Source organism: Herbiconiux sp. 320_LB, assembly GCF_059691755.1.
In genome coordinates, this window is record NZ_JCAWAD010000003.1 from 512,331 (window position 1) to 531,001 (window position 18,671).

Annotated in this window: 19 protein-coding genes; 4 read left to right on the forward strand and 15 right to left on the reverse strand. The window is 69.7% G+C overall.

Annotated elements, in window-relative coordinates:
* Window positions 1–2: 2 nt before the first annotated feature.
* The gene (locus AC59HU_RS10335; protein WP_497223298.1) at window positions 3–419 is read left to right on the forward strand and encodes a winged helix-turn-helix transcriptional regulator; all 417 of its coding nucleotides are present in this window, start codon (window positions 3–5) and stop codon (window positions 417–419) included.
* Window positions 420–447: 28 nt separating this feature from the next.
* Here AC59HU_RS10335 and AC59HU_RS10340 read toward each other — a convergent pair whose 3' ends face one another.
* The 3 genes from AC59HU_RS10340 to AC59HU_RS10350 form a co-directional block, all read right to left on the reverse strand.
* Entirely contained in the window at window positions 448–1,920 is a 1,473-nt protein-coding gene (locus AC59HU_RS10340) for an MDR family MFS transporter (protein WP_497223299.1), read from the reverse strand.
* A gap of 151 nt (window positions 1,921–2,071) precedes the next feature.
* On the reverse strand, window positions 2,072–2,554 hold the full coding sequence (locus AC59HU_RS10345; protein WP_497223300.1) for an SRPBCC domain-containing protein: 483 nt from the start codon (window positions 2,552–2,554) through the stop codon (window positions 2,072–2,074).
* Window positions 2,555–2,567: 13 nt separating this feature from the next.
* A complete protein-coding gene (locus tag AC59HU_RS10350; protein ID WP_497223301.1) occupies window positions 2,568–3,800 on the reverse strand; it encodes an MFS transporter in 1,233 nt (410 codons plus the stop codon).
* Between the two features lie 99 nt (window positions 3,801–3,899).
* On the opposite strand from AC59HU_RS10350, the gene AC59HU_RS10355 reads away from it, so the two are divergent.
* Window positions 3,900–4,340 carry a MarR family winged helix-turn-helix transcriptional regulator gene (locus AC59HU_RS10355; RefSeq protein ID WP_497223302.1) on the forward strand — a complete coding sequence of 147 codons (441 nt, stop codon included), beginning with the start codon at window positions 3,900–3,902 and terminating at the stop codon, window positions 4,338–4,340.
* A 53-nt stretch (window positions 4,341–4,393) separates the two neighbouring features.
* On the opposite strand, the gene AC59HU_RS10360 is transcribed toward AC59HU_RS10355, so the two are convergent.
* The 4 genes from AC59HU_RS10360 to serA all read right to left on the reverse strand — a co-directional run bounded on the left by AC59HU_RS10360 (window position 4,394) and on the right by serA (window position 9,176).
* Window positions 4,394–5,152, reverse strand: coding sequence for a fumarylacetoacetate hydrolase family protein (locus AC59HU_RS10360; protein WP_497223303.1), 759 nt, complete (start codon window positions 5,150–5,152; stop codon window positions 4,394–4,396).
* Between the two features lie 183 nt (window positions 5,153–5,335).
* On the reverse strand, window positions 5,336–6,445 hold the full coding sequence (locus tag AC59HU_RS10365; RefSeq protein ID WP_497223304.1) for a branched-chain amino acid aminotransferase: 1,110 nt from the start codon (window positions 6,443–6,445) through the stop codon (window positions 5,336–5,338).
* A 13-nt stretch (window positions 6,446–6,458) separates the two neighbouring features.
* Window positions 6,459–7,541 (reverse strand): 3-isopropylmalate dehydrogenase, encoded by a 1,083-nt coding sequence (locus AC59HU_RS10370; protein ID WP_497223305.1) that lies wholly within the window; start codon window positions 7,539–7,541, stop codon window positions 6,459–6,461.
* A 45-nt stretch (window positions 7,542–7,586) separates the two neighbouring features.
* Window positions 7,587–9,176 carry a phosphoglycerate dehydrogenase gene (serA, locus tag AC59HU_RS10375; RefSeq protein WP_497223306.1) on the reverse strand — a complete coding sequence of 530 codons (1,590 nt, stop codon included), beginning with the start codon at window positions 9,174–9,176 and terminating at the stop codon, window positions 7,587–7,589.
* A 64-nt stretch (window positions 9,177–9,240) separates the two neighbouring features.
* On the opposite strand from serA, the gene AC59HU_RS10380 reads away from it, so the two are divergent.
* Entirely contained in the window at window positions 9,241–9,651 is a 411-nt protein-coding gene (locus AC59HU_RS10380; RefSeq protein ID WP_497223307.1) for a DoxX family protein, read from the forward strand.
* 78 nt (window positions 9,652–9,729) lie between these two features.
* Here AC59HU_RS10380 and AC59HU_RS10385 read toward each other — a convergent pair whose 3' ends face one another.
* A complete protein-coding gene (locus AC59HU_RS10385; RefSeq protein ID WP_497223308.1) occupies window positions 9,730–10,098 on the reverse strand; it encodes a hypothetical protein in 369 nt (122 codons plus the stop codon).
* A gap of 1 nt (window position 10,099) precedes the next feature.
* Complete coding sequence (locus AC59HU_RS10390; RefSeq protein ID WP_497223309.1) at window positions 10,100–10,576, reverse strand: DNA polymerase III subunit gamma/tau; 477 nt, start codon at window positions 10,574–10,576, stop codon at window positions 10,100–10,102.
* Window positions 10,577–10,631: 55 nt separating this feature from the next.
* Between AC59HU_RS10390 and AC59HU_RS10395 the strand changes: the two genes are divergently transcribed.
* Entirely contained in the window at window positions 10,632–11,009 is a 378-nt protein-coding gene (locus tag AC59HU_RS10395) for a hypothetical protein (RefSeq protein WP_497223310.1), read from the forward strand.
* 94 nt (window positions 11,010–11,103) lie between these two features.
* Here the strand turns inward: AC59HU_RS10395 and ilvC are convergent, their stop codons facing one another.
* The 6 genes from ilvC to AC59HU_RS10425 form a co-directional block, all read right to left on the reverse strand.
* The gene (ilvC, locus tag AC59HU_RS10400; protein ID WP_497223502.1) at window positions 11,104–12,183 is read right to left on the reverse strand and encodes a ketol-acid reductoisomerase; all 1,080 of its coding nucleotides are present in this window, start codon (window positions 12,181–12,183) and stop codon (window positions 11,104–11,106) included.
* Window positions 12,180–12,689 (reverse strand): acetolactate synthase small subunit, encoded by a 510-nt coding sequence (ilvN, locus tag AC59HU_RS10405; RefSeq protein WP_497223311.1) that lies wholly within the window; start codon window positions 12,687–12,689, stop codon window positions 12,180–12,182. The genes ilvC and ilvN overlap by 4 nt, the downstream gene beginning before the upstream one ends.
* Window positions 12,690–12,692: 3 nt before the next feature.
* Complete coding sequence (locus tag AC59HU_RS10410; RefSeq protein WP_497223503.1) at window positions 12,693–14,432, reverse strand: acetolactate synthase large subunit; 1,740 nt, start codon at window positions 14,430–14,432, stop codon at window positions 12,693–12,695.
* Between the two features lie 131 nt (window positions 14,433–14,563).
* On the reverse strand, window positions 14,564–16,258 hold the full coding sequence (gene ilvD / locus AC59HU_RS10415; RefSeq protein ID WP_497223312.1) for a dihydroxy-acid dehydratase: 1,695 nt from the start codon (window positions 16,256–16,258) through the stop codon (window positions 14,564–14,566).
* A gap of 1 nt (window position 16,259) precedes the next feature.
* Window positions 16,260–17,039, reverse strand: a complete 780-nt coding sequence (gene otsB, locus AC59HU_RS10420; protein ID WP_497223313.1) for a trehalose-phosphatase — start codon at window positions 17,037–17,039, stop codon at window positions 16,260–16,262.
* Window positions 17,036–18,631 (reverse strand): alpha,alpha-trehalose-phosphate synthase (UDP-forming), encoded by a 1,596-nt coding sequence (locus AC59HU_RS10425; protein WP_497223314.1) that lies wholly within the window; start codon window positions 18,629–18,631, stop codon window positions 17,036–17,038. Before AC59HU_RS10425 ends, otsB begins: the two co-directional genes overlap by 4 nt.
* Between the last annotated feature and the right edge of the window lie 40 nt (window positions 18,632–18,671).

An 18,671-nucleotide genomic window follows, 5' to 3' on the forward strand; every position in this document is an offset into this window, starting at 1 on the left:
CGATGACGGCGGAAGACGGCACTTTCGACACACCTGGTCACCTGACGGTGCCCACGGGGCCCGCCGAACACCGCGGGGATCTCTTCAGCCCCGACTGCCCGACCCGGAAGCTGCTCGACCGGATCGGCGGCAAGTGGGTGTCGATGGCCGTGAAGGTGCTCGGCGACGAGTATCCGGGCGAGGTGAGATTCGCCGAGCTGAAGCGGCGGATGCCCGGCGTCTCGCAGAAGATGCTCGCGCAGACGTTGCGCAGCCTCGAGCGCGACACGCTCGTCGCCCGGCGGGTCGAGACGACCACCCCGCCGCGGGTGCACTACCGACTGACGGCTCTGGGCTTTTCACTCACTGAGCCGATCGCCGCCCTGCGGGACTGGGCCGAGCTCCACATGGCCCAGATCGACGCCGCGAACGCCGGCTGAACCGGCCGCGGGGCGCGCAACTGCCGCTCTAGTGGACGGGGATGCCCTCGACCGCGCCGCCCTCGCCGCCGGCCTCCTGCAGCTCGCCCTCGTCGACCGAGCCCTCCTTGGGCCGCTTGACGAAGAACGCCGCGACCACCCCGGCGAGCGAGATGAATGCGCCGCACAGGAACGCGGCCTGGACGCCGGCGGCCGTGGCCGTCACCTCGGCGACGCCCGCCTGCTGCTGGGTCGCCGACACCCCGGCCATGACCGCGATGAACAGCGCGGTGCCCGAGGCGCCGGCCAGCTGCTGCACGGTGCCGACGACGGCCGAGCCGTGTGAGTAGAGCTTGGGCTTCAGCGACCCGAGGCCGGCCGTGAACAGCGGGGTGAACAGCAGCGCCAGGCCGACGCTCAGCGCCACGTGCGCCCCCAGCACGAACCAGACCGACGTGGTCTCGGTGACCATCGTCAGGCCCCAGAGCACACCGCTCACGATGATCGAACCGGGCACCACGAGCACGCGCGGCCCGTGCTTGTCGTAGAACCGCCCGACGAAGGGCGCGAGCACGCCCATCACGATCCCGCCCGGCAGCAGCAGCAGACCGGTCGAGAGGGAGTCGAGCTGCAACACGTCCTGCAGGTAGAACGGCAGCACGATGATCGTGCCGAACAGCGACAGCATGCTCACCGCCATCAGCAGGATCGTGACCGTGAAGGTGCCGGACGTGAAGGTCCGAAGATCGAGCAGGGCACGGTCGCGGCGCTGGAGCCGCATCTGGCGCAGCACGAACACGGCCAGGGCGACGACGCCGACGACGAGCGGCAGACCCGCGGTCATCCACGTGGCCGCGGCACCGAGGTTCGACAGCCCGAAGACGAGCCCGCCGAAACCGAACGCCGACAGGATGATCGACACGACGTCGATCGGCACCTCGCGCGGGGTGGTCACGTTCTTCACCCGCATGATGCCGAGCAGCAGGGCGCCGAGCGCGATCGGCAGCACCAGGATGAACATCCAGCGCCACGAGAGGGTGCTGAGGATCACGCCGGAGATGGTCGGGCCGATCGCCGGGGCGACGGAGATCACGATCGAGATGTTGCCCATCGTGCGGCCGCGGACCGCCGGCGGCACGAGCGTCATCACCGTGGTCATGAGCAGCGGCATCATGATCGCCGTGCCGCTGGCCTGCACGACGCGGCCGATCAGCAGCATCTCGAACCCGGGTGCGGAGGCCGCGATCAGGGTGCCGAGGCTGAACAGCGACATGGCCGCGATGAAGATCGGGCGGGTGTTGAACCGCTGCAGCAAGAAGCCGGTGACCGGGATCACGACCGCCATGGTCAGCATGAACGCGGTCGACAGCCACTGGGCGGCGACCTCGGTGATGCCGAGGTCGGTGACCAGGTGCGGGATCGCGACACCCATGATCGTCTCGTTCAGGATGACGACGAACGCCGAGACGAGGAGCAGATTGATGACGAGCTTGTTGCGTCGCTCGGTGGTGGCGTCGGTCATGGGGGGAATCCTGTCGTCGATCGGCGGCCGGGGTTATCGGACGTGCACGGGTACGGAGAGAGTGAACGCGGAACCGGCCACTGTATTCCCCTCGGCCCCGAGTTCAATGTGAACAGCGTACACATCGCAGCCGCGAAAGACCAGACCCGGCTCAGCGCTCCACGGACTTCTCGCGCTCCACGGACTTCTCTCGCTCGACGGACTTCTCGCGCTCCACGGACTTCTTCAGGCTCTCGAGCAGATACTCCCACCCCGGGTCCGTCTCCCGGTCGAGAATGCTGCCGGCGACCACCCCGGTGTGGGTCAGGCGCACGAGGGTGCTCTCGTCGTCGGCCACGTCGTCGACCCGCTCGAGCCGCCAGTCGACCCGGGTGCCGTCGTGCTGCTCGACCTCCTTCGACCACACCGGCTGGAAGGTCGTCGCCAGGTGGTGCGGGGGCCGGTGCACCAGCACCTCCCCCACGATGTCGGGCAGGCCGTCCTCGCCCAGGTACCGGATGGGCGCGCCGACCTCCCAGGTCGACTCGACCGTGTTGGCGAACCACCACTCGCGCGTGTACTCCGGGGAGGTCAGCGACTGCCAGACCCGCTCGGCGGGGGCCTCGATCAGGATCTCGAATTCACGCACGGTCATGTCTCCATTCTGGTCAGCCGGGCGGAACCGGTCTACGGGTGCGGAGCAACCCGAGCCCGACGGCGGCGATCACGGCCGCCACCACGCACATCCCGATCACGGTCGCAAGCGTCGCCGGCCAGCCGAGCCGGTCGTAGACCACGCCCACGGCCCAGCCGAAGAAGGCGGTGCCGCCGAGCCAGGAGAGCTGGTAGAGCGCCGTCGACTGGGCTCGGCCCAGCTGCGCCCAGCGGCCGCTGAGTCCGCTGGCGACCGGATGCGCGCTGAAGCAGCCGACCGTGAACACCACCAGCCCGATCACCACCACGACGAGCGAGTCGCTGAACATCAGCAGCACGCCGAGCAGCATCACCCCGATCCCGCCGAGGATCACCCGCAGGTACCCGATCCGGCCGCCCAGACCGCCGGAGACCCGACTCGCCACGGTGCCGGCGAGGTAGGCCAGGAACAGCAGGCTCACCAGCGTCTCGGGCACCCCGAACGGCGCCCCGGTGAGGTGGAATCCGAGGTAGTTGTAGACGACCGAGAAGGCGCCCATGAGCAGGAAGCCCAGGCCGTACAGCGCCACCAGCACGGGATCGCGCAGCGAGAACAGGATGCGGAACGACAGCGGCTGCGTCGCGACCCGCTCCCGCACGAAGCCACGCGGCTCGGGCACCAGCAGCCAGAACACGGTGGCGGCCACGGCGCCGAGCACCGACACCGCGAGCAGACCGGTCCGCCAGCCCACGACCTCGGAGAGCGGGCCGGCGACCAGGCGGCCCGCGATGCCGCCGATCGTGTTGCCGGCGACGTAGGTGCCGGCGGCCACCCCGACCCAGGCGCCGTGGAGCTCCTCGGCGAGGTAGGCGACCGCGACCGCGGGCACGGCGCCGAGGGCGAGCCCCACCAGCCCCCGGGTCACCAGCACCGCCTCGAAGCTCGGCATCAGCGGCACCGCGAGCGAGAGCGCCGTGGCCGCGAGCAGCGAGAGCTTCATCGCGGTGGTGCGGCCGATCCGGTCGGCGAGGGATGACCAGGGCAGCACCGAGACGGCCAGACCCACGGTGGTGGCCGAGACGGTGAGCGCCGCGGTCGCCGCCGGGATGCCGAGGTCGTTCCGGAGCGCCGGGAGCACGGCCTGCGCGTCGAAGATCTGCGCGAAGGTGGCGAAGCCGGCGGCGAAGAGCGCGACCACGATGCGGCGGTAGGCGCGCTCACCCCGCTCGAAGCCGCGCCACGCACGCGTCGGGTCGCCGGAGGTCACCCGACGATCCTGCCGTAGATCGTTCATTCTCTACAAGAAGTTAGCCGATGTGCCAGACTCGACCGTGTCCGCCGCCCCCGGTACCGAAAGCCTGTCCCGATGACCTCAGACCCTCGCACCGACCGTGCCGAGATCGCCGCGCGACTGGCGCTGTCGCTCGGCCGCCTCAACCGCAGCATCCGCGCTACCAGCGAGCTGACCCCGGGTCAGGTCTCGGCCCTGTCGACGATCGTGCGCAACGGCCCGATCCGGCCCGGCGACCTGGCGAGGGCCGAGCGCGTCGCCGCCCCGACGATCACGCGACTGCTCGCCGATCTGGAGGCCAAGGGGCTCGTCGTGCGCTCGGCCGATCCGGACGACGGGCGCTCGTTCTTCGTCTCCGCGACCCCGGCGGGGGCCGAGGCGATCCTGCGGGCCCGCGCCGAGCGCGCGGAGCGCGTGCTCACGCTCTTCGACGAGCTGAGCCCCGAGCAGATCGACTCGATCGCGGGCGCGCTCGACGCCCTGGAGTTCGCAGCCGAGGTCACCTCGAAGAACTGAAGATCAGGTCAGCTCAGGTCAGGTCAGGTCAGGTCAGGTCAGCTCAGCTCAGCTCAGACGAAGGGGTTGGCGAGCACGCCGATACCGGCGATCTCGATCTCGACGGTGTCGCCCGATTCCATCGGCTCGATCCCGGCCGGCGTGCCGGTGAGGATGACGTCTCCCGGCAGCAGGGTGAACACGGCCGAGGCGTTGGCGATGATCTCGGGCACCGAGTGGATCATGTCGGTCAGCGGAGCGCTCTGCTTGAGCACGCCGTTCAGCCGAGTCTCCACGGTGCCGGCGCCGAGGTCGAACTCGGTCTCGATCACCGGACCGAGCGGGCAGAAGGTGTCGAAGCCCTTGGCCCGGGTCCACTGGCCGTCGGTCTTCTGCAGGTCGCGGGCGGTCACGTCGTTGGCGATCGTGTAGCCGAAGACCACGCCCGCGGCGTCGGCCGCGGCCACGTTCTTGGCGACGGATCCGATCACGACGGCGAGCTCTCCCTCGAAGTCGACACGGTTCGACTGGGGCGGTCGCACGATCCGGTCGCCGGGGCCGATGACCGAGGTGTTGGGCTTCAGGAACAGCAGCGGCTCGGCCGGGGCCTCGCCGCCCATCTCGGCGGCGTGGTCGGCGTAGTTCTTGCCGACGCAGACCACCTTCGAGCGCGGGATGACCGGGGCCAGCAGGGTGGCCTCGTCGAGCGGCACGCGCTCCCCCGTCGTGTCGAACCCGGCGAACATCGGGTCGCCGTTGAGCACGACGAGCGCGTCCTCGTCCACGATCCCGAAATTGATGGCCCCCCGATGACTGAACCGTGCGATCTTCATACCCCCACCCTACGGCGGCGGCGCTTGAGCGCTGCACAGCGGGCCCAACCGAAGGCGACAGGCCGCTCCCACCCGACCCAAGGTGAGCGCGTCGCCGCGGATCACGACCGAAGGCCGCAATCCGCGACGGCACGCGAACATGTCGCCCGCGCCGGGCAGGGACCGGCGCGGCAAAAAACAAACTCAGCTCAGCTTGGTGAGCCACCCGTGCCGGTCCGGGATGCGACCGTACTGGATGTCGGTGAGCTCCTGGCGGATCGACATGGTCAGCTCCCCGGCCGGCGCGTTCTCGTCGCCGATGGTGAAGTCCGGCGACTTGAGCGTCGAGATCGGGGTGATCACGGCGGCGGTGCCGCAGGCGAAGACCTCGGTGATCTCACCGGACTCGACGCCGTCGCGCCACTCCGCCACGGAGACGTCCCGCTCCTCCACGCGGAGCCCGCGGTCCTTCGCCAGCTGGATGATGCTGTCGCGGGTGATGCCCTCGAGGATGGTGCCGGTGAGCCGGGGCGTGACGATGGTGCCGCCCTGGTGCACGAAGAACACGTTCATCCCCCCGAGCTCGTCGATGTGCTCGCCGGTCTCGCCGTCGAGGAAGAGCACTTGCGCGCAGCCGTTCTCGTAGGCCTCCTGCTGGGGCAGCAGCGAGGCGGCGTAGTTGCCGCCGCACTTGGCCGCACCGGTGCCGCCGCGGCCGGCCCGGGAGTACTCGGTCGAGAGCCAGATCGACACCGGCGCCACCCCGCCCGGGAAGTACGCCCCGGCCGGGCTCGCGATCACGTAGTAGCTGACCTTCTGCGCCGGCCGCACACCGAGGAAGGACTCGTTGGCGATCATGAAGGGGCGCAGGTACAGGCTCGTCTCGGGGGCGCTCGGCACCCAGCCGGCGTCGACGCCGACGATCTGCCGGATCGACTCCACGAAGTCCTCGGTGCTGAGCTCGGGCAGCGCGAGGCGGCGGGCCGACCGCTGCAGGCGTTCCGCGTTCTTCTCGGGGCGGAAGGTGTAGATCTCGCCGTCGGCGTGCCGGTAGGCCTTCAGGCCCTCGAAGATCTCCTGGGCGTAGTGCAGCACGGCGGCCGAGGGGTCGAGCATCAGCGGGCCGTAGGGGATGACGGTGGCATCGTGCCAGCCCTCCTCGACGCTCCAGTCGATCCGGACCATGTGGTCGGTGAAGTGCTTGCCGAACCCGGGGTCGGCGAGGATGACCTCGCGCTCGGCCTCGGCACGCGCATCCTGGGTCGGGGTGAGCTCGAACTGGAGCGGGAAGGTGGTGCTGTCTGCGATGGTCATGATCTGTCTTCCGTCAGAGTGCTGAAGGGGATGCGGGGCCGGCCGCCGCGCGGGCGACGGCCTGGGCGATCGCGTCGCCGATCTCGCTCGTGGTCCGGCTGCGGCCGGCACGCGTCGCGATGTCGGCGACGACGGCGTCGCGAACGGAACGGGCCGGGTCGGCGAGCCCCAGGTGGTCCAGGAGCAGGGCGACCGAGAGGATCGCCGCCGTGGGATCGGCCTTGTTCTGACCTGCGATGTCGGGTGCGGATCCGTGGACCGGTTCGAACATCGAGGGATACGTGCCGTCGGGGTTGATGTTGCCCGAGGCCGCCAATCCGATTCCGCCGCTGATCGCGCCGGCGAGGTCGGTGAGGATGTCGCCGAAGAGGTTGTCCGTGACGATGACATCGAATCTAGCAGGGTCGGTGACCAGGAAGATGGTCGCGGCGTCGACGTGGAGGTAATCGACGGCCACTTCTGGGAAGGTGGCCCCCACCTCGTCGACGATCCGCTTCCAGAGTCCGCCGGCGAAGGTGAGCACGTTGGTCTTGTGCACGAGGGTGAGCTTGCCCCGGCGGGCGGCGGCCCGGGCGAAGGCATCGCGCACGACCCGCTCGACGCCGTAGGCGGTGTTCACCGACACCTCATTGGCGACCTCGTGCGGCGTGCCGACGCGGATGGCCCCGCCGTTGCCGACGTAGGGCCCCTCGGTGCCCTCGCGGACGACGACGAAGTCGACCTCACCGTGCTCGGCCAAGGGCGACGGGACGCCCGGGTAGATCACGGTCGGGCGGAGGTTGACGTAGTGGTCGAGCGAGAAGCGCAGCTTGAGCAGCAGCCCGCGCTCGATGTTGGCGTCCTTCAGCCGCGGGTCGCCCGGCACTCCCCCGACGGCGCCGAGCAGGATGACGTCGTTCGCGGCGATCGCCGCCAGATCCTCGTCGGTGAGCACCTCGCCGGTCTCGAGGTACCGGCCCGCCCCGAGCGAGAACGTCGTCTTCACGAACTCCACGTCGGCCGGGGTGACGGCATCCAGCACCTTCACCGCCTCGGCGACGACCTCGGGTCCGATCCCGTCCCCGGGAATGAGTGCCAGTTCAATCGTTCGAGCCATGCCCCCAGATTACTGTCCTGGGAGACCGGCTCGATGACTCGAGCCTCAGGCCGTGATGTCGATCTCTCGCATCACGTCGGCCTCGATCGTCGTGCGCACCTTCTCCAGCAGCCCGTCGGGCACCGGCGAGTCCACGATCAGCACGCTGAGCGCCTTGCCGCCAGCCTCGTGGCGGGCGATCTGCATGCCCGCGATGTTGACCGAGGCGTCGCCGAACTCCTTGCCGTAGACCGCGACGATGCCGGGCCGGTCGGTGTAGAGCATGACGATGAGGTGCTCGGCGATCGGCACCTCGACGTCGTAGCCGTTGATCTCGACGATCTTCTCGATCTGCTTGGTGCCGGTGAGCGTGCCGGAGACCGAGATCTGCGAGCCGTCGCTCAGCGCGCCACTCAGGGTGATGACGTTGCGGTACTCCTCCGACACGGGGTCGGTGATCAGTCGCACGGTGACCCCGCGCTGCTCGGCGAGCAGGGGCGCGTTGACGTAGGAGACGCTCTCGCTGACGACGTTCGTGAAGACGCCCTTGAGCGCGGCGAGCTTCAGCACGCTCACGTCGTAGTCGGCGAGCTCACCCTTGACCACAACGTCGATGCTGGTGAGCGGGCTCTCGGCGAGGCCGGAGAAGACCTGGCCCAGCTTCTCGATCAGCGGGATGCCGGGGCGCACGTAGGGGTCGATGACCCCGCCGGCGACGTTGACCGCATCCGGAACCAGTTCGCCCGACAGCGCGAGCCGCACCGACTTGGCGACCGAGACGCCGGCCTTCTCCTGCGCCTCGTCGGTCGAGGCGCCGAGGTGCGGGGTGACGATCACGTTCGGGAGCGCCAGCAGCGGCGACTCCTTCGGCGGCTCGGAGACGAAGACGTCGAGCCCGGCACCGGCGATGGTGCCGGCGGTCAGGGCGCGGTAGAGCGCATCCTCGTCGATCAGGCCGCCGCGGGCGACGTTGACGATGAACGCTGTGGGCTTCATCTTCGCCAACTGCTCGTCCGAGATCATGCCCGTGGTCTCGGGCGTCTTCGGCATGTGGATGGTGATGAAGTCGCTCTGCTCGAGCAGCTCGTCGAGGGTCACCAGGGTGACGCCGAGCTGCTGGGCGCGGGCGCCGGTGACGTAGGGGTCGTAGGCGATCACGTTGACGCCGAAGGCCTGCAGGCGCGCGGTGATCAGGGCGCCGATGCGGCCGAGGCCGATGATGCCGACCGTCTTCTCGAACAGCTCGACGCCGGTGTAGGCCGACCGCTTCCACTGGCCCTGCGCCAGGGCGGCGTGGGCGGCGGGGATGTGGCGGGCGAGGCTCAGGATGTGGCCGACGGTGAGTTCGGCGGCCGAGACGATGTTCGAGGTGGGCGCGTTGACCACCATCACCCCGGCAGTGGTGGCCGCCTTGATGTCGACGTTGTCGAGGCCGACTCCGGCCCGGGCGACGACCTGCAGCGCGGGGGCCGCCGCGATCGCCTCGGCGTCGACCTTGGTCGCGGAGCGGACGAGGATCGCGTTCGCGTCGGCGAGCGCGGCCAGCAGCGCCGGCCGGTCGGTGCCGTCGACGGAGCGCACGTCGAAGTCGGGCCCGAGGGCGTCGACGGTGGCGGGAGAGAGTTCTTCGGCGATCAGCACGACCGGCTTCGACACGAGACGGGTCCTTCGGTTCTTCGGCGGGGGAACTTCTCAACTGTAGTGCAGCGAGAATGAGGGGATGGACTCCGCTACCGGCTCTGTGACGCTCGATGTCGTCATCACGATCCTCCGCATCCTGATCGCCGTCGCGTTCATCGGGATGGGCGTGAATCACTTCGTGCCCCGCTCGGCGCGCACCATGGCGGCGATGATCCCGCCGTGGCTGCGGCCGGACGGCCGGGTGACCCCGCTGACCCTGGTCTACATCACCGGGGTGTGCGAGATCGCGGGTGGGCTGGGGCTGCTGTTCCCGCCGACGCGGATCGCCGCCGGGGTCGCGCTTGTCGTGTTCCTGGCCTGCGTCTTCCCAGCGAACGCCTACGCCGCGGGGCGCCGGGAGAAGTTCGGGGCCCTGGCGATCCCGTTCTGGCCGCGGCTCGTCGGGCAGGTCGTGCTGGCGGCGCTGGTGCTGCTCGTCGCGTTCCTCTGACGCCCCTCGGCCCGCAGGACCCGGACCTCGGCGAGCCGTCCGCGCCGCCGCGCCCAGCGCGACCGCCAGCGCGGCCGCTCAGGCGATCGCGAGGATGCCGAGCGAGATGACCGAGACCACGGCGAACCCCACCGCGAACACCACGGCGCGCTCCCCGGTGCGGAGGGTGCGGCCGACCAGCAGCGCGGCGGCGTAGACGACGATCGGCACGGCCGCGTAGGCGATGACGAGCGCCCAGACGCTCCCGCCCATCTCGACCCCAAAGCTCTGGAAGGTCGAGACGACTCCGACCAGGTTCGCGATGCCGCCCCACAGGTGGTACGCGTACAGGAACGCGAAGATCACCGCGACGGCCCAGCCCGAGCGGCCGAAGGTCGAGAAGCCGCGCTTGGCGGGCGTGCCGTCCCGACCGGTGGATGCGCGTCCCGCGCTCGAAACGTCGGTCACGTCAGAATCCCATCAGGAAGGGCCAGGGCACCAGCACGAGCACGCCGATGACGAGCCAGAGGAAGCGGTACCGCGCGTTCCGCCGCTGGGTCAGCAGCAGCGTGCTGACGAACCAGAGCGGTGAGGCCGCGACGGCGAGGCTCTGCGCGATGCGGTAGGTGACCACCGAGAAGTCCACCGTGATCGGGGTCTGGTAGCGGCTGAAGCTGACGATCCAGCCGATCGTGTAGAGCAGGTAGATGCCTCCCAGCACGCCGAGGGCGATCAGTGCCGCGGAGCTGAGCTGGGCACCGGCGGCCTCGGCGTCGGCGAGCTCGCGCTCGACCGCCCGGTCCTCCGCATCCTCGGCCTCGTCGAGCACCGTGGGGCGGGCGGGGGCGACCTCCGCCTCCCGACCCGGCAGCCCTTCGGGGCTCAGGGTGGGGTCGTCGTCGCCGGCCCAACCCAGGGCATCGTCGTCGTCGCGGCGGTCACTCATGTTTTCACCCTACTGCCGGCACAGCCCGCCGCGCGGTCGGCAGTAGGCTCGGCGCATGCCCAGTGTCGACTACTTCCTCTCCGGAGATCCCGCGGCCGCCAAAGCGGTCATCACCACCGCTCTCAATGGTCAGGGCTTCGAGGTGACCCCCGATGCCGCCGGCAACTGGGAGGTCGCCCGCGGCAGCCAGGCGATGACCGTGCTCTTCGGCGGGCTGGCCGGCTCCCGGCAGCGCCTGGTCTACCGGATGCAGTTCTTCTCGGCCGAGGACGGCTCGCTCGTGGCCCGCTTCTTCCGCGAGTCCGGCACCGGGATGATGGGCGGCGCCATCGGGGTCAGCCGGTCGAGCGCCACCTTCCTCGAGCTCGACACCGCGATCGGCACAGCGCTCACGAACGCCGGCATCCTCACCAACTTCATCCGTACGGCCTGACCCGGCCCCGACGACGAAGGGCCCCGGAACTGAAGTTCCGGGGCCCTTCGTGACCGCGCACGCCGAGGTCAGCGCCTGAGGTCAGCGACCGAGGTCAGCGCGCAGCGCTGCCGTCGGTGTAGTCCGCGTCCTGCTGCTTCCAGGCGAACAGCGCCCGCAGCTCCTTGCCCGTGGCCTCGATCGGGTGCGCGGCACCCTTCTCGCGCAGGGCGAGGAACTCGGGGGCTCCGGCGTCCTGGTCGTCGATGAAGCGCTTCGCGAACGCGCCGGACTGGATGTCGGCGAGCACGGCCTGCATGTTCTCCTTCACGTGCGGGTCGATCACGCGCGGGCCCGAGACGTAGTCGCCGTACTCGGCCGTGTCGGAGACCGACCAGCGCTGCTTGGCGATGCCGCCCTCCCACATCAGGTCGACGATCAGCTTGAGCTCGTGCAGCACCTCGAAGTAGGCGATCTGCGGCTGGTAGCCGGCCTCGGTCAGGGTCTCGAAACCGTACTGCACCAGCTGCGAGACACCGCCGCAGAGAACGGCCTGCTCACCGAACAGGTCGGTCTCGGTCTCCTCGGTGAAGGTGGTCTTGATGCCGCCGGCGCGGAGGCCGCCGATGCCCTTGGCGTAGCTCCAGGCGAGGTCCCACGCCGAACCGGTCGCGTCCTTCTCGACAGCGACGATCACGGGCACGCCACGGCCGGCCTCGTACTCGCGGCGCACGGTGTGACCCGGGCCCTTGGGGGCGACCATGATCACGTCGACGCCCTCGGGCGCCTCGATGTAGCCGAAGCGGATGTTGAAGCCGTGGCCGAACAGCAGCGCCTTGCCCGCGGAGAGGTTGGGCTGGATGTCCTGGGCGTAGATGCCCCGCTGGTGCTGGTCCGGCGCGAGGATGACGACGACGTCGGCCCACGCGGTGGCCTCGGCGACGGAGAGCACGGAGAAGCCCGCCTCCTCGGCCTTGGCGATCGACTTCGAGCCCTCCTTGAGCGCGACGACGACCTCGACGCCGGAGTCGCGGAGGTTCAGCGCGTGGGCGTGGCCCTGCGAGCCGTAGCCGATGACGGCCACCTTCTTGGACTGGATGAGGGCCAGGTCGGCGTCCTGGTCGTAGAAGATCTCGGTCACTTGTTTTCTCTCCTTGGTTGGAACGTGTGAAACGTGGGAAGTCGTACTGGTCAGTTCTTGAAGACGCGCTCGGTGATGCTCTTGCCGCCGCGGCCGATCGCGAGCAGGCCCGACTGGGCGAGCTCCTTGATGCCGTAGGGCTCGAGCACCCGGAGGAACGCCTGGGTCTTGCCGGAGTCGCCGGTGACCTCGATGACGAGCGCGTCGCTCGAGACGTCGACGACGCGGGCACGGAAGAGCGTGACGGCCTCGAGCACCTGCGAGCGGGTGGTGTTGTCGACCCTGACCTTGATCAGCAGGTGTTCGCGCTGCACGGCCTGCGCCGGGTCGAGCTCGACGATCTTGATGACGTTGATCAGCTTGTTGAGCTGCTTGGTCACCTGCTCCAGCGGCAGATCCTCGACGTCGACGACGACGGTGATGCGGGAGAGGCCGTCGATCTCGGACTTGCCGACCGCGAGCGACTCGATGTTGAAGCCGCGGCGGGCGAACAGGCCGGCGACGCGGGTCAGCAGACCCGGCTTGTCCTCGACGAGCAGGCTCAGAACGTGGGTGCTCATGGTCTACTCCTCTTCCCACTCGGGTGCGAGCTTCTTGGCGTACTGGATCTCGCTGTTCGACGTGCCCTGCGCGACCATCGGCCACACCATCGCGTCGGCCGACACGATGAAGTCGATGACGACCGGGCGGTCGTTGGTCTCGAGCGCGAGCTTGATGGCCGCGTCGACCTCTTCGGGCTTGGTGACCCGGATGCCCAGCGCGCCGTACGCGTCGGCCATCTTCACGAAGTCGGGCACCATCCGCGTCTCGTGCCCGGTGTTCAGGTCGGTGAACGAGTGGCGGCCGTCGTAGAACAGCGTCTGCCACTGGCGCACCATGCCGAGCGAGGAGTTGTTGATGATCGCGACCTTGATCGGGATGTCGTTGATCGTGCAGGTGGCCAGTTCCTGGTTGGTCATCTGGAAGCAGCCGTCGCCGTCGATCGCCCACACCACACGGTCGGGCTGGGCGACCTTCGCGCCCATGGCCGCGGGCACCGCGTAGCCCATCGTGCCGGCGCCGCCGGAGTTGAGCCAGGAGTTGGGCCGCTCGTACTTGATGAACTGGGCCGCCCACATCTGGTGCTGCCCCACGCCGGCGGCATAGACGCCCTCGGGCCCGGTCAGCTCGCCGATCCGCTTGATCACGTACTGCGGGGCGAGGAGGCCGTCGCTCGGCTCGGTGTAGCCGAGCGGGAACTCCTCGCGGAGCCCGTCGAGGTAGGTCCACCAGTCGCCGAGGTCGAGCGGCGTGCCGCCGGAGACGTCGGCGAACGCGGTGATCAGGTCGGCGATCACGTCTTTCGCGTCGCCCACGATCGGCACGTCCGCGATCCGGATCTTGGAGATCTCGGCCGGGTCGACGTCGACGTGCACGACCTTGGCGTGCGGCGCGAAGTCGCTGGCCTTGCCGGTGACCCGGTCGTCGAACCGGGCGCCCAGCGAGATGAGCAGGTCGCTCTCCTGCAGGGCGAGCACGGCGGGGACCGTGCCGTGCATCCCGGGCATGCCGAGGTTCTGCTGGTGGGAGTCCGGGAACGCGCCGCGGGCCATCAGCGTCGTGACGACGGGCACGCCCGTGGCCTCGGCCAGGGCGAGCAGCTCGGCGGTCGCCTCGGCACGGATCACGCCGCCACCGACGTAGAGCACCGGCTTCTTGGCCTCGACGAGCAGCTGCGCGGCGGCCTGGATCTGCTTGCCGTGCGCCTTGGTGATGGGCCGGTAGCCGGGCAGGTCGATCTTCGGCGGCCAGACGAACTCGGCGAGGTTCTGCTGCGCATCCTTCGTGATGTCGACGAGCACGGGGCCGGGGCGGCCCGTGGACGCGATCTGGTAGGCCGCGGCGAGCGTGGCCGGAACGTCCTCCGCGCGCTTGACGAGGAAGGAGTGCTTGGTGATCGGCATCGTGATGCCGACGATGTCGGCCTCCTGGAAGGCGTCCGTGCCCATCAGGTGCGAGAACACCTGGCCGGTGATCGCCAGGAGCGGCACCGAGTCCATGTAGGCGTCCGCGATCGCGGTGACCAGGTTCGTGGCACCGGGGCCGCTGGTCGCGATCGCGACACCCACTGTCCCGGCCGCGGTCGCGTAGCCCTCGGCCGCGTGGCCGGCGCCCTGCTCGTGGCGCACGAGGATGTGGCGGATGTCGTCCTGCACCATCAGCTCGTCGTAGAACGGGATGATCGCCCCGCCCGGCAGCCCGAAGACGTCTTTGACGCCGAGGAGCTTCAGGGTGCGGAGCACCGCGCCGGACCCGGTGAGCATGAGGGGCCCGTCAGCCGCCGGGGCGGCCGCGGTGGTCGATGAGGTCGGAGTCTTCTTGGTCGGCACGGGGAAAGCGTCCGTGGTCATGGTGATTCCTCAGTCAGAAAAGCACGGTTGATGGATGCGCGGAGCTACCCGGTGATCGCGCCCTCCGCAGCGGAGTGCACGAGCTTGGAGTACTTCGCGAGAACGCCACGGGTATAGCGCGGAGGAAGCGGAGCCCAGCCGTCTCGGCGAGCTGCAAGCTCTTCGGGCTCCACCAGTAGGTCGAGCGAGCGAGCTGCGATATCGACCCGTATTAGATCACCATCGCGCACGAAGGCGATGGGACCAGCGTCCACCGCTTCGGGTGCTATGTGGCCGATGCACAGGCCGGTTGTGCCGCCTGAGAATCGTCCGTCCGTCAAGAGTAGTACATCTTTGCCGAGGCCTGCGCCCTTGATGGCGGCGGTGATGGCGAGCATCTCGCGCATGCCGGGGCCGCCCTTGGGGCCCTCGTAGCGGATGACGACGACGTCGCCGGCCTCGATGCGACCCTCGGTCAGCGCATCCATCGCCTCGCGCTCGCGCTCGAAGACCTTGGCCGGGCCCTCGAACACGTCGGCGTCGAAGCCGGCCGACTTGACGACCGCCCCCTCCGGCGCCATCGAGCCCTGCAGGATCGTGAGCCCGCCCGACTTGTGGATGGGGTTGGACAGCGGGCGCAGCACCTCGCCGTCCAGCGGCGCGATGTCCATCTCGGCGAGGTTCTCCTCGACGGTCTTGCCGGTGACGGTCATCGCGTCGCCGTGCAGCAGACCTTCGTCGAGCAGCGCCTTCATCACGGCGGGCACGCCGCCGTGGCGGTCGACGTCGTTCATGACGAAGCGGCCGAAGGGCTTCAGGTCGCCGATGTGCGGCACCTTGTCGCCCACCTTGTTGAAGTCGGCCAGGGTCAGCTCGACCTCGGCCTCGTTCGCGATGGCCAGAAGGTGCAGCACGAGGTTGGTCGAACCGCCGAAGGCCATGCCGACGGCGATCGCGTTCTCGAGCGACTTCTTGGTGATGATGTCGCGGGCCGTGAGACCCAGGCGCAGCATCTCGACCACGGCCTCGCCGGAGCGGTGCGCGAAGTAGTCGCGGCGGCGGTCGGCCGCGGCGGGCGAGGCCGAGCCCGGCAGGCTCATGCCCATCGCCTCGGCGGCGCTGGCCATGGTGTTGGCCGTGTACATGCCGCCGCAGGAGCCCTCGCCGGGGGCGAAGGCGCACTCGATGCGGTGCGCGTCCTCCATCGACATGCGCCCGGCGCGCACGGCACCGACCGCCTCGAAGGAGTCGATGATCGTGATGTCCTTCTCCGTGCCGTCGGAGAGCTTGACCCAGCCCGGGGCGATGGAGCCGGCGTAGAGGAAGACCGAGGCGAGGTCGAGTCGGGCCGCGGCCATCAGCATCCCGGGCAGCGACTTGTCGCAGCCGGCCAGCAGCACCGAGCCGTCGAGGCGCTCGGCCATCATGACGGTCTCGACCGAGTCGGCGATGACCTCGCGCGAGACCAGGGAGAAGTGCATGCCCTCGTGGCCCATCGAGATGCCGTCCGAGACGGAGATGGTGCCGAACTGCAGCGGGTAGCCGCCACCGGCGTGCACGCCCTCCTTCGAGGCGCGGGCGAGGCGCTCGAGCGAGAGGTTGCAGGGGGTGATCTCGTTCCACGAGCTCGCGATGCCGATCTGGGGCTTCTCCCAGTCGCCGTCGCCCATTCCGACGCCACGGAGCATGCCGCGCGAGGTGAGGGCTTCGATTCCGTCGGTGACCGTGCGGCTGCGCGGCTTGATGTCAATTTCGGGCATGTTACGAGTTTAGAGCCCCGCGCACCTCGGCGAGCGCGGCGAGGACGGCGGCGACCTCGTGCGGTCCGCCGACGCGGTGGGAGGCCTTCGTCGTGCCGGATCCGCTCTTCAGGCCGAGGTCGCCGGGGCCGAGGGCGGCGAAGCCGTCCTCGTCGGTGACGTCGTCGCCGGCGAACAGCACCGCGGTCGCCCCGGTCTCGTCCCGCAACCGGGAAACGGCCTCGCCCTTGGTGGTGTCGCGCACCGAGAACTCGATCACGTTCTTGCCGCGACGGACGGTGAGGCCGTTGCCCTCGGGATCGGTCTCGGTCAGGGCCCGCTCGGTCGCGGAGGCGGTGCCCGCGTCGTCGGCCAGCCGGGTGTGCAGAGCGAAGCCGGCGGGCTTCTCCTCGATCCAGGCGCCCTCGATGCCGTCGGTGATCTCCTCGAGGGTGCGGCCCAGTTCGTCCCGGCGCGCCTGCTCGGCGTCGTCCAGCCGGGTGTCGGTGCGGCCGTCGACCCGCACCTCGACCCCGTGCGACCCGACGAGCAGCGCCGTCTCGGGCAACTGGCTCACGTGGCGGAGGCTGTCCATCGCCCGGCCGGAGATGAAGGCGACGTGGGTGGCGGGCAGGTCCAGGAGACGGAGCACCGCATCCCGGGCCTCGGGCAGGGCCCGGGCGTCGTCTGGCCGGTCGACCTCGGGCGCCAGGGTGCCGTCGAAGTCGAGGGCGACCAGCAGCTCGGGCGTCTCGGCCAGACGTCGAATAGCCGCGTCGAGGTCGGGCGGGAGGGCGGTCATCGGGTCTCCTCGATCTCGCGCTCCTCGGTGCGCTCGTCGCTCCGCGCCTCGGACCGGGTCTGCTGCCGGAGGTTCGCCTTGGGCAGCGCCAGGTCGTGCGAGGGTGTGGCGAGGGCGGTCAGGAAGGAGGACGACCAGCGCGCCACGTCGTTCTCCTGCACGCGCTTGCGCATCGCGCGCATCCGCCGCGAGCGCTCGGCCTTGGTCATGGTCGTGGCCTGCAGCATGGCCTCCTTGAGGCCCTCGATGTCGTGGGGGTTGACCCGGAGGGCCGTGCGCAGCTCGTCCGAGGCGCCGGCGAACTCGCTCAGCACCAGCACGCCGTCGTTGTCGAAGCGCGAGGCGACGTACTCCTTCGCGACCAGGTTCATCCCGTCGCGGAGGGCGGTGACGAGCATGATGTCGGCCGCGAGATACAGCGCCACCATCTCCTCGCGGGGGTAGCCGTGGTGGAGGTAGCTGATCGCCGTGTGGCTGATCGTGGAGTAGTCGCCGTTGATCCGGCCCACGGTCAGCTCGATCTCGTCGCGCAGGGTCTGGTAGGTCTGCACCCGCTCGCGGCTGGGGCTCGCAACCTGCACCAGCGTCACGTCCTCCACCTCGATCGCCTGGTCGGCGAGCAGTTCGCCGAAGGCCTTGAGGCGGTGACCGATGCCCTTGGTGTAGTCGAGCCGGTCGACTCCGAGCATGACGACCTTCGGGTTGCCCAGACCCTCTCGGATCTCCGTCGCCCTGGCCTGGATGTCGGGGCGGCGCGCCAGCTCTTCATAGCGGGCCGCGTCGATCGAGATCGGGAAGGCCTTGGCCACGACGGTTCGCACGAGCGTGTCGCCGCCGGCCCGGCCGACGCTGGAGATGCGGTGCTTGGCGCTGGCCACGCCCGCCTCGTCCTCGACCGGCACGTCGATCACGGTGCCCTTGGCCTGGTAGCCGAGCAGGCGGCGCACGGCGCGCGAGAAGTTGCCCGCGTCGGCGGTGCGCTGGAAGCCGATAACGTCGGCCCCGAGCAGCCCCTGGATGATCTGGGTGCGCCACGGCAGCTGCGAGTAGATGCCGTATGCCGGGAACGGAATGTGGTTGAAGAAGCCGATCGTGAGGTCCGGCCGCTTCTCGCGGAGCATCTTCGGCACGAGCTGCAGCTGGTAGTCCTGCACCCAGACGGTGCCGCCCTCGGCGGTGACCTCGGCCGCGCGGTCCGCGAAGCGCTGGTTGACGATGACGTACCGCTCCCACCACTCCCGGTGGTACGCCGGGGGCGCGATCACGTCGTGGTAGAGCGGCCAGAGGGTGTCGTTCGAGAAGCCCTCGTAGTAGAGCTCGATGTCGCCGTCGTCGAGAGTGACCGGCAGCAGGTGGATGCCGTCGTGCTCGAAGGGCTCGGTGTGGTCGTCGGCCGACCCGGTCCAGCCGATCCAGGCCCCGTCGGCCTCGCGCATGACCGGCTCGAGGGCGGTGACCAGACCGCCGGGCGAGGTGCGGAAGGAGGGCTCCCCGTGCTCGTCGGTGATGCGGTCGACGGGGAGCCGGTTCGAGACGACCACGAAGTCGAACTCGCCGGCCAAGGGTGCGGGAGAACTGTCGTTGGAGGGCATTGCCCCCAAACTACCAGCGGCACCTCCGCATCGCCCGGGG